Annotated in this window: 14 protein-coding genes; 12 read left to right on the forward strand and 2 right to left on the reverse strand. The window is 74.3% G+C overall.

The annotated features are described in order from the left end of the window. Positions 1–136 precede the first annotated feature (136 nt). Complete coding sequence (locus tag ACFQ3T_RS27410; RefSeq protein WP_380727353.1) at positions 137–1,462, reverse strand: hypothetical protein; 1,326 nt, start codon at positions 1,460–1,462, stop codon at positions 137–139. 186 nt (positions 1,463–1,648) lie between these two features. Between ACFQ3T_RS27410 and ACFQ3T_RS27415 the strand changes: the two genes are divergently transcribed. Next, positions 1,649–2,020 carry an RNA-binding S4 domain-containing protein gene (locus ACFQ3T_RS27415; protein WP_380727355.1) on the forward strand — a complete coding sequence of 124 codons (372 nt, stop codon included), beginning with the start codon at positions 1,649–1,651 and terminating at the stop codon, positions 2,018–2,020. A 4-nt stretch (positions 2,021–2,024) separates the two neighbouring features. On the opposite strand, the gene ACFQ3T_RS27420 is transcribed toward ACFQ3T_RS27415, so the two are convergent. Next, the gene (locus tag ACFQ3T_RS27420) at positions 2,025–2,951 is read right to left on the reverse strand and encodes an EamA family transporter (protein WP_380727358.1); all 927 of its coding nucleotides are present in this window, start codon (positions 2,949–2,951) and stop codon (positions 2,025–2,027) included. A 48-nt stretch (positions 2,952–2,999) separates the two neighbouring features. On the opposite strand from ACFQ3T_RS27420, the gene ACFQ3T_RS27425 reads away from it, so the two are divergent. The 11 genes from ACFQ3T_RS27425 to ACFQ3T_RS27475 form a co-directional block, all read left to right on the forward strand. Continuing rightward, positions 3,000–3,530 carry a CGNR zinc finger domain-containing protein gene (locus ACFQ3T_RS27425; protein ID WP_380727360.1) on the forward strand — a complete coding sequence of 177 codons (531 nt, stop codon included), beginning with the start codon at positions 3,000–3,002 and terminating at the stop codon, positions 3,528–3,530. A gap of 246 nt (positions 3,531–3,776) precedes the next feature. Beyond that, a complete protein-coding gene (locus tag ACFQ3T_RS27430) occupies positions 3,777–5,033 on the forward strand; it encodes an ATP-grasp domain-containing protein (protein WP_380727362.1) in 1,257 nt (418 codons plus the stop codon). Further along, positions 5,030–5,872 (forward strand): Rossmann-like domain-containing protein, encoded by an 843-nt coding sequence (locus tag ACFQ3T_RS27435; RefSeq protein ID WP_380727364.1) that lies wholly within the window; start codon positions 5,030–5,032, stop codon positions 5,870–5,872. The genes ACFQ3T_RS27430 and ACFQ3T_RS27435 overlap by 4 nt, the downstream gene beginning before the upstream one ends. Continuing rightward, positions 5,869–6,945 (forward strand): PLP-dependent cysteine synthase family protein, encoded by a 1,077-nt coding sequence (locus tag ACFQ3T_RS27440; protein WP_380727366.1) that lies wholly within the window; start codon positions 5,869–5,871, stop codon positions 6,943–6,945. Before ACFQ3T_RS27435 ends, ACFQ3T_RS27440 begins: the two co-directional genes overlap by 4 nt. Then, a complete protein-coding gene (locus tag ACFQ3T_RS27445; RefSeq protein WP_380727368.1) occupies positions 6,942–8,084 on the forward strand; it encodes a dipeptide epimerase in 1,143 nt (380 codons plus the stop codon). The genes ACFQ3T_RS27440 and ACFQ3T_RS27445 overlap by 4 nt, the downstream gene beginning before the upstream one ends. After that, positions 8,081–9,265 (forward strand): MFS transporter, encoded by a 1,185-nt coding sequence (locus ACFQ3T_RS27450; RefSeq protein ID WP_380727370.1) that lies wholly within the window; start codon positions 8,081–8,083, stop codon positions 9,263–9,265. Before ACFQ3T_RS27445 ends, ACFQ3T_RS27450 begins: the two co-directional genes overlap by 4 nt. After that, positions 9,262–10,071 carry a class I SAM-dependent methyltransferase gene (locus ACFQ3T_RS27455; RefSeq protein WP_380727372.1) on the forward strand — a complete coding sequence of 270 codons (810 nt, stop codon included), beginning with the start codon at positions 9,262–9,264 and terminating at the stop codon, positions 10,069–10,071. The genes ACFQ3T_RS27450 and ACFQ3T_RS27455 overlap by 4 nt, the downstream gene beginning before the upstream one ends. Positions 10,072–10,082: 11 nt before the next feature. Continuing rightward, positions 10,083–11,624 carry an ABC transporter substrate-binding protein gene (locus ACFQ3T_RS27460; RefSeq protein ID WP_380727374.1) on the forward strand — a complete coding sequence of 514 codons (1,542 nt, stop codon included), beginning with the start codon at positions 10,083–10,085 and terminating at the stop codon, positions 11,622–11,624. Then, positions 11,621–12,565 (forward strand): ABC transporter permease, encoded by a 945-nt coding sequence (locus tag ACFQ3T_RS27465; RefSeq protein ID WP_380727376.1) that lies wholly within the window; start codon positions 11,621–11,623, stop codon positions 12,563–12,565. The genes ACFQ3T_RS27460 and ACFQ3T_RS27465 overlap by 4 nt, the downstream gene beginning before the upstream one ends. Continuing rightward, positions 12,562–13,341, forward strand: a complete 780-nt coding sequence (locus ACFQ3T_RS27470; RefSeq protein ID WP_380727378.1) for an ABC transporter permease — start codon at positions 12,562–12,564, stop codon at positions 13,339–13,341. Before ACFQ3T_RS27465 ends, ACFQ3T_RS27470 begins: the two co-directional genes overlap by 4 nt. Continuing rightward, a partial coding sequence (locus ACFQ3T_RS27475) for an ATP-binding cassette domain-containing protein (protein ID WP_380727380.1) occupies positions 13,338–14,071 on the forward strand: 734 nt, incomplete at its 3' end. The genes ACFQ3T_RS27470 and ACFQ3T_RS27475, both read left to right, overlap by 4 nt.

Here is a 14,071-nt window from a genome sequence, read left to right on the forward strand (position 1 = left end):
CGCTGACGCCGCCGCGGGGCAAGCCCGGCCGCCAGCGCGGCGGCGCGACCCGTTCGGCGCGGCCCGTTCCGCGCGACCGTTCCGCGCCACCCGTTCAGCGCGACCGTTCCGCGCCACCCGTTCGGCGAGGTCCGTGTCAGGAAGTCGGGATGACGGAGTAGACCATCCGCTTGCCGGGGTGCTCCCCCACCGTCCAGAACGTGCCGCGCGTGGGGCTGGTGGCGGTGCCGTTCGGCCAGTGCGACAGGTCCTCCGGCCCGATGCTGAGCGACTGGCTGCCGGTCAACTGGAGCGTGCCGGTCGTCGACGCGGGCCGCGCGGTGGAGTAGAGCGTGCCGGCGTTGGTGAGGCCGTTGCTCTGGCTCAGGTACCACCTGCCGTCGAACCGGACGGCGCCCTGGACGTTGCTGACCGGCAGCCGGTGCGCGGCGTCGGCGTTCCACCGGTGGGCCGGGTCCAGGACGAGCTCCCCGCCGCTGAACGCGCCCGCCATCGGCCACGCGGCCACGCGGCCGTTCGTGGCCTCGCCCCCGGCGCAGTACTCGCCCGCGAGCAGGTGGTCCGTGCCGCTGCGGTCGAGGCCGGCGTACGAGAAGTTCGGCGACTGGTCCGACTCGGCGCACTTCGCGCCCGTGTCGGAGGTCCGCGTCCACGACCCGATCTGCGGCATGACGTACCGGTAGCCGTAGCCGTAGTAGGTGCCCTGGTGGTAGCCGACCAGGTGCGCCCCGCTCGTGGTCCCGTTCCCGGAGGCGCCGAGGTCGAAGATCCGGCGCACGTCGAACACCCGGAAGCCGCGTGCGGTGTCGGCGACGAACAGGTGGTTGCCGTACCAGACGATCCCGCCGGCGTGCAGCGCCCTGCCGTAGTCACCGCTGGACGGGTCCTGCGACACCCGGATCGAGTCGTAGTCGATGATCCCCGAGGCCTCGCGCGGGTACACCAGCAGGACGTGCCGGTAGGCGCCGGTGTCGCGGTTCATGAAGCTGACCCGGACGCCCTTGACCATGCCGTCGGCGTTGTTGTCGTGGTCGTACCAGCTCACCAGGACGGGCTGGTGGCCGTCGCCCCACTGCTGGTCGGACTGCATGTCGGCGACCGTGGTGACGCCTTGCGGGTACCACTCGGAGGTGGCGTTGTCGCCGTCGTTGAAGCAGACGCTCTGCGCGATCGTCACCGTGCTGCCGCCCGCCACCGCCGCCGGCTCGCACGCCTCGCCGAGGCCGGCCGGGTCGTCGTCGTCACGGCGGTTCAGGTCGTTCATGACGTCGGTGACGGTGGCCTTCACCAGGGGCAGGGCGTCGGCGCGGTCGCGCAGCGCGGTGCCGTAGGCGTTGGGGCGCAGCTGGAAGTGGGACAGGGACAGCACGTCCGCGACGGCCGGCGCCGGCAGGGCGACCAGCGCCGGGAGGACGAGGGACAGGACGGCCAACGGGACGGACACCACGCGGTGCCGGGTCATGCGTTCTCCTCATCGCCGGTTCCGGCCGGCGCGAACGCGGTGGTCCGGGTTTGCCGCGGGGCGCGGGCCGCCGGCCGTCAGGTCCAACTCATCACAACGTGCCACGGACCGCCCACCGTCCGCAACGACCGGTGCGGCCGGCGTGCGACTTGCCCGGTCCGGCGTTCGACAGGCCATGATGTACGGGTGGAGTCCACCCGTGTGGACCGCTGGTTGTGGGCGGTCCGGCTGACGAAGACCCGATCCGACGCGGCCGCGGCCTGTCGGGGTGGACACGTGCGCGTCAACGACCGTCCCGCCAAGCCCGCCACGACGGTGTCGCCCGGTGACGAGGTGCGTGCCCGGGTGGGTGACACGACCCGGATCGTGGAGGTCGTGCGGGTGATCCAGAAACGCGTCGGCGCGGCGGACGCGGCGACGTGCCTGATCGACCGCACCCCGCCGCCACCTCCGCCCACCGACGTCGCCGCCCCCGTGGCCCGCCGCGAGCGCGGGGCGGGCCGGCCGACCAAGCGCGAGCGCCGGGTGCTCGACAAGTTCCGCACCGGCCTGCTCTGACGCGCTACGACCGGGGTTCGCCGAGCTTCACGGCCACCACACCGGCCAGGATCAGCGCGCCGCCGACCAGCTGGATGCCGCCGGGCGCCTCGCCGAGCAGCAGCCACGCGAACACCAGCGCCGACAGCACCTCCGTCAGCGCCACGAACGACGCCAGCCGCGAGCCGAGCCGACGCGTCGCGGCGATGCCGGCCACGTAGGCGAGCGCGGCCGTCACCACGCCGAGCACCGCCACCGGCAGCCACCACGGCACGGCGAACCCGTCGAACGCCACCGGAGCGCCCGACACGGCCAGCGGCACGATCCCGACGGCACCGGCGACCAGCAGCGCGACCCCGCCGACCAGCAGCCCGCCGGCGGCCAGCACGGTGCCGGGCAAGCCGTCCTCGTCGCGCGCGGACAGCACGAAGTAGACCGCCGCGCCGACCATCGCGCCCAACGCCCACAGGATGCCGACCGCGCTGGCCCGCGCGCCGGACACGAGGTCGAGCACCAGCATCAGCCCGACCAGCCCGAGCACCGCGCCGACGACGGTCAGCCGACCGGGGCGTTGGCCGCGCCGCAGCCAGAGCCACCCGACCACGGCCACCGGCGCGGTGTACTCGACCAGCAGCGCGACGCCGACCTCCATGTGCGCCACGGCGTTGAAGAACGCGAGCTGGCACCCGGCGACGGCGACGAGCCCGTAGGCGGTGATCAGCGGCGCGGTGCGGCGCAGCAACCCCCACCGGCCGCGCAGCCGCACGACGGCGATCGGCGTGAGCACGGCGGCGGCCAGCAGCACGCGCACGGCGACCGCCGCCGCCGAGGACCAGCCGGCGTCCATCAACCCGCGCGCCAGCGGCCCGGACAGCCCGAACGACGACGCCGACAGCACCGCGAAGCCCAACCCGGCCCGCAGCCGGCCACCCGTCACCCTGTCATGCGTCATCGTCGTCATGGCGCATGACGCTATGGACCGCGGAGGTAACCTGTCAACGTGCTTTTCACCCATGACACCACCGCGTCCCTGATGGCCGCGGTCGCGCTGGTGAACTCGGCCGAGGAACCGGACACGATGACGGAGCCGGCGCACCTCGACGCGTTCTTCGCCGAGCACCGCTACACCGGCTCGCGGACCCACGACGCCGCCGAGCTGGCGGCCGTCCGCGCCCTGCGCGCCCCGCTGCGACGGCTCCTGACCAGCGACCGCGACATCGCCGTGGAGATCGTCAACGCGATGCTGGCCGAGCACCGCGCGGTGCCGCGGCTGGTGCGCCACGACGGGTTCGACTACCACCTGCACGCCACCAGCCCGGAGACGCCGCTCGCCGTCCGGATCGCCGTCGAGACGGCCATGGCGATGGTCGACGTGATCCGCGCGGACGAGCTGGGCCGGCTGTCGACGTGCGCCGACGAGACGTGCGGCGGGATCGTCCTCGACCTGTCCCGCAACCGCTCCCGCCGGTACTGCAGCACCACGTGCGGCAACCGGATCGCCGTCGCCGCCTACCGCGCGCGCAAGGCCTGAACGCCCGCTCACCACCAGGGCCGCCCCGCACCTGCGCGACACCGGGCGAGGGTGAGGATTTCCCCTGCCCTGCAACGACTTCTCCGACTCGACGACCAGTGGCGCCGCCGGATCACCGGCGGCGCCACTGCCGTGTGCGCGCACGGTGACCCAGATCACCCGATTGGTGGCCCGGGCTCGTAGCGAAAATGATTACCATTACCTCGATCCGTCGGTCCCCCACTTCCCCCTCCCGGAGGAGCACGCGTGGCGCACTTGTTGATGATCGAGAGCTGGGTGGGCGCGATGAGCTCGCTGCTGCCGCGGGCGATCCACGAGTCGGGCCACCGGTTCACGTTCCTCACCCGCGACCTGCACCACTACCTCCGGTCCGCGCCGACGCACCCGCACCCGCTGCTGGCCGCGGAGAACGTGCTCACGACCGAGACGAACGACGTGCCCGCGCTGCTGTCCTATGTGGAGCGGGTGCACGACGTGCTGCGCTTCGACGGCGTGATCTCCTCGTGCGACTACTACCTGGCGACGGTGGCCGAGGTGGCCGGGCGGCTGGGCCTCCCCGGCCCGTCGGCGCGGGCCGTGGAACGCGCCTACCGCAAGGACCTCACCCGCGCCACGACGGCGGCGGCGGGCGTGCCCGGCCCGCGGTTCGCGCTGACCGAGGACTGGCCCGCGACCGCCAAGGCCGCCGCCGACCTGGGCTACCCGCTGGTGGTCAAGCCGGTCGACCTGTGCGCCGGGATGCACGTGCGCGAGGTGCGCGACGAGACCGCGCTCCGCGAGGCGTTCCGGGCGCTGGAGGCGTTCCCGGTCAACGCGCGCGGCCAGGCGCGGGTGCCGACCGTGCTGCTCGAAGAGCTCCTCGTCGGCCCCGAGGTCAGCGTGGAGACGGTGACGGTGGCCGGCACGACCCACGTGGTCGGCGTGACGGACAAGAGCCTGGCCGGGCGGCCGTGGTTCGTGGAGAGCGGCCACATGTTCCCGGCCGCGCTGTCCGACGCCGACCGGGCCGCGGCGGTCGACACGGCCGTGGCCGCGATCGAGGCGCTCGGGCTGGACGACACCGTGGCGCACACCGAGGTCAAGCTCACCGCCGACGGCCCCCGGCTGATCGAGGTGAACCCCCGCCCGGCCGGCAACCAGATCACCGAGCTGGTCCGCCGCGTCACGGGCATCGACCTGCCCTCGGTGTTCACCCAGCTCGCCGCCGGCCAACGCCCCGACCTGCGGGCGCGGGAGACCGGCGTGCGCAGCGCGGCCATCTCGTTCCTGCTGCCCCCGCGCGCCGGCGTCGTGGCCGGGATCGACGGCGTCGAGGAGCTGTCCGCGAACCCGGAGGTGGTCGACTGGGCGCTGAAGCCCGCCGGGCACCGGGCCGGCGAGCCGACCAGCAACAACAGCTACCTCGGGCACGTCATGGTGACGTCGCCGGACGCGGCCGCGCGCGACCGGGCCGAGCGCGTCGTCGGCGGGCTGTCCGTGCGGTACGCGGAGGGCGCCGAGTGACGGCCCCGACGGACCGGCTGCCCGGCGTCGCCGAGCTGGTCGAGCGCGCGCTGGCCGGCGACCTCGGGCCCGACCCGGCGGACCTCCGGACCAGCGTCGCGTTCACCACCCGGCAGGGCGCCCGGCACGTCTCGCGCGCCACGGCGTACCGCAACACCGTGGTGAGCGTGCGCGTAGGCGACGCGGTGGGCTCGTGCGCGGCCGAGCCCGACGACGTGGACGACTCGACCGTGACCGACTGCGCCGGCGCGACCGTCGCGGACCTGCTCGCCCACCCCGACCCGGTGATCCGCACGGCGGCGCTGGACGCGTACCTGATGAGCGCCCACCCGCACGAGACGTCCGGCGCGCGGCCGGTCGTGATCGGGCCCGGCGACTCGCTCGCCAAGTCGATGGCGCGCGCGTCCGCCGTGGTCGACCTGCTGGACGCCGTGCCGGGGCAGCGGGTGCTGGTCGTCGGCGTCGTGAACTCGTTGCTGCACCACCTGCGCGAACGCGGGCTGGAGTACGTGCCGTGCGACCTGAAGGGCGGTCGCACGGAGTGGGAGGAGCCGATCGTGACCGACGCCGAGTCCGCCGTGGGCGACTGCGACGTCGTGCTGGCGTCGGGGATGACGGTGGGGAACGGCAGCTTCGAACCGCTGCTGCGCACGGCCGTCGAGGCCGACCGGCCGCTGGTGGTGTTCGCCCAGACCGCGAGCGCGATCGTGCCGCGGTTCCTCGGCTCCGGCGTCACGGCGGTGTCGGCGGAGCCGTACCCGTTCTTCTGGCTGCACGGCGGTCCGAGCACGCTGCACCACTACCGCGCCGGCACGCCGCGACCGGAACGGGCGCGGTGATCGTGCTGCCCACCACCGGCGTCCGCCGCAACCACCACTTGCTCGACTTGCTCGGCAACACCCCGATCGCGCGCATCGACACGCCGCTCCCCCACCGCCACGGCGGTTTCTGGGCGAAGCTGGAGTGCCTGAGCGCGGGCGGCATGAAGGCGCGGTCGGCCGTGGCGATGCTGCGGGCCGCCCGCGAACGCGGCGAGCTGCGCCCCGGCGCGGTCGTCGTGGAGTCGACCAGCGGCACGCTCGGGCTCGGGTTGGCGTTCGCCGGCCAGGCGTTGGGCCACCCCGTCGTGCTCGTGGTCGACCACGAGCTGGAGCCGTCGATGCGGGCGTTGCTGCGCGCGCACGGGGCACGGCTGGAGGTCGTGGACCGGCCGCACCCGACCGGCGGCTGGCAGCAGGCCCGGCTCGACCGGCTCGGTGAGGTGCTGCGGGGGCTGCCCGGCGCGTACTGGCCGGACCAGTACAACAACCCGGACAACCCCTCCGGGTACGCGGGCCTGGCGCGGGAGCTGGCCGCGCAGCTCGACCGCGCCGACGTGCTGGTGTGCAGCGTGGGCACCGGCGGGCACAGCGCCGGCGTCGTCACCGCCCTGCGGCGGCACTGGCCCGACGTGCGGCTGGTCGGCGTGGACACGGTCGGCTCCACGATCTTCGGCCAGCCCGCCCGGCAACGCGTGATGCGCGGCCTGGGCAGCAGCATCCACCCGCGCAACGTCGCCTACGAGGAGTTCGACGAGGTCCACTGGCTGGGTCCGGTGGAGGTGGTCGACGCGTGCCGCAGGCTCGCCCGCGACTGCTTCGTCACGGGTGGCTGGAGCACGGGCGCGGTCGCCCTCGTGTCGGCGTGGGCGGCGCGCGTCGAGCCCGGCGCGACCGTGGTGACGATCTTCCCGGACGGCCCGCACCGCTACCTCGGCACGATCTTCGACGACGACTTCTGCCGGGCGCGCGGCCTGCTCGGCACGCCGGAGGACCGTCCGGTGGAGATCGGCGACACCGCCGAGATCGAGGTCACGAGCTGGGCGCGGTGCCGTTCGGTGTACGCGCCGAAGGCCGTCGGGGTGCCGGCGTGAAGCTCGACTGGGCGGTGTACGGGCTGGAACTGCGGTCGCCGCTGCGGATCTCGCGGTCGGTGATGGCGCGGCGCGACGCCGTGCGCGTGGTGGTCGAGCGGGACGGGCTGCGCGGGCACGGCGAGGTGGTGACCAGCCAGTTCTACGGGCTGGACGTCGAGCGGATCACCGGGCTGCTGCGGGACCTGGCGCCCGTGGCGGCCGACTGCGCCGACCCCGCGGAGCTGTTCGAACGCCTGCCGGAGCTGCCGCCGGGCGTGCGCGCCGCCGTGGACGCGGCGCTGCACGACCTGATCGCGCTGCGGCAGGGGGTGCCCGTGCACGCCTTGGTCGACGTTCCACAGTGGACGGACGTGCCGACGGCCTGCACGATCGGCATCGGCGACCCGGCCACCGCCGCCGCCCGAGCCGCCGAGCTGGCCGGGCGCGGGTTCACCGTGCTGAAGGTCAAGGTCGGCGCGGAGGACGACGTCGCCACCGTGAACGCCATCCGCGCCGCCGCGCCCGACGCGCGCCTCATCCTCGACCCCAACGGCGGGTGGACCGCCGAGCAGGCCGTGCGGTTCGTGGACGGGCTCACCGGGGTCGACGCGCTGGAGCAACCCATCCCGCCCGGCCGCTGGGACGACCTCGCGTGGCTGCGCGAGCGCTGCCCCGTGCCGCTGATCGCGGACGAGGACGCCGCCACCGTGGCCGACGTGCGGGCGTTGGCCGGCGTGGTGGACGGGGTGAACGTCAAGCTCGCCAAGTGCGGCGGGATCGGCCCGGCGAGGGAGATCATCGCCGTGGCGCGGGACCACGGGCTGGACGTGATGCTCGGGTGCCTGGTGGCGAGTTCGCTCGGCATCGCGCCGGCCGTGCACCTGACCGGGCACGCCCGGTGGGTCGACCTCGACGGCCACCTCCTGCTCGCCGACGACCCGTGGACGGGCATCGGGGGCGAGGACGGCACGTTGCGCCTGTCCGGGGTGCCCGGTCTGGGCGTGGTGCCCGCCGGCGCGGCGGCAAGCGGCCCGGCAACAAGCGGCCCGGCAACAAGCGGCCCGGCAACAAGCGGCCCGGCAACAGGCAGCCCGGCAACAGGCAGCCCGGCGCCAGGCAGCGCGGCGGCAGGCGGCGGCTTGGTGCGGGAACGATGAGGCGTTTTCCGCTGCCCGTCCGGGTCCTGCTGGTCAACCAGTTCGGCGTCAACACCGGCTTCTACCTGTTGATCCCCTACCTCGCCACGCACCTGGGCGACCTGGGCCTGTCCGTCGCCACGATCGGCGTGGTGCTCGGCGTGCGGACGTTGAGCCAGCAGGGGCTGTTCCCCCTCGGCGGGTCGGCGTCCGACCGGCTCGGACCGCGCCGGGTCATCCTCGCGGGCTGCGCGCTGCGCGCCATCGGGTTCGGGCTGTTCGCGGCCGGCGAGTCGGTGGCGGTGCTCCTGGCCGCCGCCGCCCTCAGCGGGCTCGCGGGCGCGTTGTTCAACCCCGCCGTGCGCGCCTACATCGCCGAGGAGTCGACCGACCGGGCGGGCGCGTTCGCGATGTTCAACATCTACGGCCAGGCGGGCGCGCTGACCGGTCCCGTCCTCGGCGGACTGCTGATGCTGTGGGACTTCCGGCTCGCCGCCCTCGTGGCGGCCGGGATCTTCGCCGTGCTGACCGTCGCCCAGGCGGCCGTGCTGCCCGCCCGCCCGGCGCCGCCGCGTCAGGGCACCGTGCTGGACGACTGGCGCGAGTGCGTGGCCGACCGCCGGTTCCTCGCGTTCACCTGCGCGCTCACCGGCATGTTCGTCCTCCAGAGCCAGCTCTACCTGGTGCTCCCGCTGGAGGCGCGGCGGCTCACCGGCTCCGCCCTCGGCGTCGCGGCCGTGTTCCTGGTGTCCACCGTGGCCACCCTGGTGTTCCAGATGCGCGTCACCAGGGCGTTGAAGCGGGTGGCGCGGGGACGGGCCATCGCGCTCGGGCTCGCCGTGATGGGCCTCGGGTTCGCCGCGACGGCGGTGAGCCACGTCGGTCCGCTCGGCGGCATCACCCCCGTGCTGGTCGCGGCGCTGGTGCTGTCCGTCGGCGTGATGATCGCCCACCCGTTCGTGTACGAGCTGATCCCGGAGTTCGGCCGCACCGGCCTGGCCGGCACCTACTTCGGCGTGTTCTACCTGGTCTCGGGGGTCGCGGCGGCCGTGGGCAACACGGTGATCGGGTGGGTGTTCGGCCGGTCGGGCTGGGCCGCGTCCCTGCTGTGCGTGGCGATCGGGCTGCTGTGCGCCGCCGCCGTGGCCCGCCTGCACCGGCGTGGCGTGCTCCCCGCGAACCGACCGGAGGTGCCCCGATGACCGCGTTCCGCAACACGGCGGGCGAGAACCTGCTCACCGACAACCCGGCGCTCTACGAGCACCAGTTCCCCGACCCGGACCACGTCGCCGCGCGGTTCGTGCACGACGTCGCGACGCGGTTCGCGAGCGAGCCGGGGCGCCGCCTGCTGGACGTCGGCTGCGGCACCGGGCGGGACGCGGGCCACCTCGCCACCCTCGGCTACCGCGCGGTGGGGTTGGACGCCTCGCCGCGGATGGTCGAGCACGCCCGCGAGCACCACCCGGCCGTCGAGTTCGTGCTCGGCGACATGCGGGACTTCGACCTGGGCCGCCGCTTCGACGTGATCACGTGCCTCGACAGCGCGCTGCTGTACTGCCACACGAACGACGACCTCGACGCCTTCCTGCGCCGCTGCCACGACCACCTCGAACCCGGCGGGCTGCTCGTCGCGGAGATGCGCAACGGCGCGTTCTTCCTCGGCAGCACCGAGCTCCTCGACGGCGTGCGCAGCCGCACCGTCGAGTGGGAGGGCGTGTCGTACACGTCGCACACGCGGCTGTGGATCGACCACGCGGCCCAACTGCTGCGCCGGCGGCGCGAGTGGTCGTGGCCCGGCGCGCGGCCGCTCGTGCAGCGCTCGGCGTGGCGGCTGCTGTTCCCGCTGGAACTCCGGCACTTCCTCGACCGTGCCGGCTTCGACGTGCTCGCCCTCTTCGACACGCCGGGGCCGCGCACCGACGAACGGTGGACCCCCGACGCGCCGCTCGGCGACGCCCTGTCCGGCGACCGGCTGCACCTCGTCGCGCGCCGACGCGACACCCAGTGAAAGGAACGCCCATGCACTCCCTCAACCGCCGCGGTTTCCTCGGCCTCACCGCCGGTCTCTCCGTCGCCGCCCTGACGGGCTGCGGCACGGCGGGCGGCCGCCCGGCGTCCACCGCGAGCGCGCCACGCGCCGGCGGCCGGCTGCGCGCGGCGTTCGCGGGCGGCGGGGCCAAGGAGGTGCTGGACCCGCACCTGGCGAACCTGTTCGTGGAGGCGGCCCGGTCCAAGGCGCTGTACGACAAGCTCGCCGACCTCGGCCCGGACGTCTCCGCCCAGCCGAGACTCGCCGAGAAGTGGGAGCCGGACGCCACGCTGACCCGGTGGCGGATCACGCTCCGGCAGGCCGCGTTCCACGACGGGAAGCCCGTGCGCGCGGACGACGTGCTGGCCAGCTACGCCCGCATCCTCGACCCCGGCCGCGCGTTCCGCGCCAAGTCCAGCCTCGCCCTGATCGACCTCGCGAACAGCCGCGCGGTGGACGACCGGACGGTGGAGTTCGCGGTGAAGCGGCCGTTCGTGGAGTTCCCGAACGTGCTGGCCGCGTTCGGCGCGTACATCGTGCCCGCGGGGGCGGAGGACTTCACCGCGCCGGTCGGCTCCGGGCCGTTCCGGTTCGTGTCGTTCGAGCCGGGGCGGTCGGTGGTGCTCAAGCGCAACGCCGACTACTGGGACGGCGCGCCGCACCTCGACGAGCTCGAGTTCGTCATCGCGAACGAGGAGTCGGCGCGCGCGAACGCGCTGCTCGGCGGCCAGGTCGAGTACGCGCACGACCTGACCCCGACCACGGCGCGCAGCCACGCCGCCAGTGACCGGATGGCGATCCACCGGGCGCCCAACAGCGCCGTGCAGGCGTTCGCGATGAAGCTGGACCGGCCGCCGTTCGACAACCGGGACCTGCGCGAGGCGATGTTCCTGCTGGCCGACCGGCCGCAGCTGGTGGAGTCGGTGCTGGCGGGCAGCGGGCAGGTCGGCAACGACCTGTTCGGCAAGGGGTACCAGCACTACGCCGACGACATCCCGCAGCGCACCCGCGACCTGGACAGGGCGAAGTTCCTGATCCGCCGGGCCGGCGCGGAGGGGCTGACGGTCAAGCTGGACACGTCGACCGCCGCGGCCGGCATGGTCGAGGCCGCCACGGTGTTCGCCGACCAGGCCAGGGGTTCGGGCCTGACGATCGAGGTCGTCACCGGCAACAAGGACAGCTACTGGTCGGACACGCTCAAGAACGGGTCCATGTCGAGCTTCCGGTCCGGCGCGATGCCGATCGAGACGCACTTCGCCCAGCGGTTGCTGACGGGGTCGGGCACCAACGTCACCAAGTGGGCGCGGCCGGAATTCGACGCGCTGTACGACAAGGCCCTGTCCACAGTGGACGAGGCGGAGCGCGGCGCGGTGTACCGGGAGATGCAGCGCTCCCTGCACGCCGAGGGCGGCTACCTCATGTGGGGCTTCGCGGACTGGATCGTCGGCGCCGCCCCGAACGTCGGCGGCATCTCGACCGCGCCCGCGAACACGCTGGACTGGGCGCGGTTCGACAAGGTGTGGTTGGGGTGAGCCTGCGCCGGTACGCGGCCCGGCGGCTGGCCATCGGCGCGGTCCAGGTGCTCGCCGTCGTCACCGCCGTGTTCCTCCTGGTGCAGGCGTTGCCGGGGGACGCGGCGGTGGCGTTGGCGGGCGACAACCCCGACCCGCGGCGGATCGAGGAGATCCGGACCGCGATGGGGCTGGACCGCCCGCCGCTCGACCGGTTCGGCTCGTGGCTGTGGGGGCTCGCGCACGGCGACCTCGGCTCGTCCCTGGTGTCCGGGCGGCCGGTCACCGCGTTCCTGGGCGACGGGCTCGGTCCGACGCTCGTGCTGGCGGTGCTCGCGCTGGTGCTGCTGATCCCGTTCTCGGTGCTGCTCGGCGTGCTGGCCGCGCTGCGCGAGGGCGGGCCGCTGGACCGCTGCGTCACGACCGTGACGGTGGGCCTGCACTCGATCCCGGAGTTCGCGCTGGCCGTCGTGCTCATCGCGGTGTTCGGGGTGCAGCTGCGGTGGCTGCCGCCGACCGCCGTCGGTGCGGACCTCCTGTCCCGCCCGGAAGTGCTGGTGCTGCCGCTGGTGGTGCTCGTCGCGCGCCCGCTGTGCTCGATCAGCCGGCTCGTGCGGGCGGGGATGATCGAGGCGCTGGCGTCGGACCACGTCCGGCACGCCCGGCGGCTCGGCATCGCCGAGCAGCGGATCAGGTTCGCGCACGCCCTGCCGACCGCCCTCGCGCCGGCCGTGCAGCAGGTGGCGCGGACCACGGACTGGTTGCTGGGCGGCGTGATCGTGGTGGAGGCGGTGTTCGTCATCCCCGGCCTCGGCACCACGCTGGTGGACGCGGTCGCGGCGCGCGACCTGCCGGTCGTGCAGGGGCTGGCGGTGGTCTTCGCGGTGACCACCGTGGTCGTGAACCTCGTCGCCGACCTGCTCGTGTTCCGCCTCGCGCCGCGATCGGTGGCGATCGCGTGAACCCGTTGAAGAGCGTCGGCGCGTTCCTCGTCGTGGTGCCGCTGGCCTTGGCGCTGGCCGGGCCGCTGTTCGTGCCGGACGACCCGACCCGCGGCGCGCCGTTCATGGCCAACGCCCTGCTGGGCACCGACTTCGTCGGCCGGGACGTGTGGCACCAGGTGCTCGCCGGCGGTCGGACCGTGGTGCTGGTCGCGTTGCTGGCCACGGCGTTCTCGTACGTCGCCGGCGTGCCGTGGGGCGTGGTGGCGGCGATGGCGCGGCCCCGGATCGTGGACGAGGTGCTGATGCGGCCGCTCGACCTGCTGCTGGCCGTGCCGTCGCTGCTCGTGCTGATCCTGGCGGCGGCGATCGCGGGACCGGGGCTGCCGGTGCTCGTGGGCGTGGTGGCGCTGGTCAACTTCCCGGACGTGGCGCGGATCTCGCGGGCCGCCGCCGTGGAGATCGCCGGCAGGCCGGCGTTGGAGGCGATGCGGTTGCAGGGCGAGACGTGGTGGCGGACGTCGATCGTCTACACGGGACGGTCGATGGCGCGGACCCTCGCCGCCGACCTGGGCGTGCGGTTGACGGGCGCGCTCTACCTGGTGGCGTCGGCGAGCTTCCTGGGCGTCGGGGTGGCGCCGGACGCCGCCGACTGGGCCGTGATGGTCGACCGCAACCGGGTCGGCCTGTTCCTCCAGCCGTGGGCCGTGGTCGTGCCCGCGGTGCTGATCGTGTGCCTGTCGGTCGGCCTGAACCTGGTGTTCGACCGCGCCTTGCGGGCGGAGGCACGCACGTGACGCCCGTGGTGCACGTCGAGGACCTGCGCGCGGTCGCGGGCCGGAAGACCTTGGTGGACGGCGTGAGCTTCGCGTTGTCCGCCGGGCGGGTGGTGGCCCTGGTCGGCGCGTCCGGCAGCGGCAAGACCACGACCGGGTTGGCGCTGCTCGGCGAGCACGCGCCGGGGGTGGCGGTGACCGGGACGGTCGCGGTGACCGGGCGCGTCGCGTTCGTCCCGCAGCAGCCGTCCGCCGCGCTGAACCCGGTGCGCCGGCTGCGCGGGGTGTTCCGCGAGATCGCCGCGCTGCACCCCGGCGACCCGGACGAGCTGATCGCCACCGCGTTGCGCCGCGCCCGCGTGCCGGTCGAGCTCCTGCGCCGCTACCCGCACGAGCTGTCCGGCGGGCAGCAGCAACGCGTGGTGCTGGCCCAGGCGCTCGTCGGCGACCCGGCGGTGCTCGTCGCGGACGAGCCCACGACCGGCCAGGACCCGATCACCCGGGCCGAGGTGGTGGACGAGCTCGCGTCCGTCGTGGCGCAGGGCGTCGCGCTGGTGCTCCTCACGCACGACCTCGACGTGGTGCGGGCGATCGCGGACGAGGTGGTCGTGCTGCGCGGGGGTCGCGTGGTCGAGGCCGGCGCGACCGCCGACGTGCTCGACCGGCCGCGCGAGGCGTACACCGCCGCGCTGGTCGCCGCGCAGCCCCGCGTCGCCGTGCCCGACGAACGCCCACCGGGCGTGCCGCGGCT

The sequence above is a fragment of the Saccharothrix hoggarensis genome (assembly GCF_042678885.1).
GTDB lineage: Bacteria > Actinomycetota > Actinomycetes > Mycobacteriales > Pseudonocardiaceae > Actinosynnema > Actinosynnema hoggarensis.

Excerpts from the sequence above, each read along its gene's own strand:
- ACFQ3T_RS27455 (WP_380727372.1), top strand. The coding sequence starts at position 9,262 with ATGACCGCGTTCCGCAACACGGCGGGCGAGAACCTGCTCACCGACAAC.
- ACFQ3T_RS27460 (WP_380727374.1), top strand. The coding sequence starts at position 10,083 with ATGCACTCCCTCAACCGCCGCGGTTTCCTCGGCCTCACCGCCGGTCTC.
- ACFQ3T_RS27420 (WP_380727358.1), bottom strand. The coding sequence starts at position 2,951 with ATGACGCATGACAGGGTGACGGGTGGCCGGCTGCGGGCCGGGTTGGGC.
- ACFQ3T_RS27450 (WP_380727370.1), top strand. The coding sequence starts at position 8,081 with ATGAGGCGTTTTCCGCTGCCCGTCCGGGTCCTGCTGGTCAACCAGTTC.
- ACFQ3T_RS27410 (WP_380727353.1), bottom strand. The coding sequence starts at position 1,462 with ATGACCCGGCACCGCGTGGTGTCCGTCCCGTTGGCCGTCCTGTCCCTC.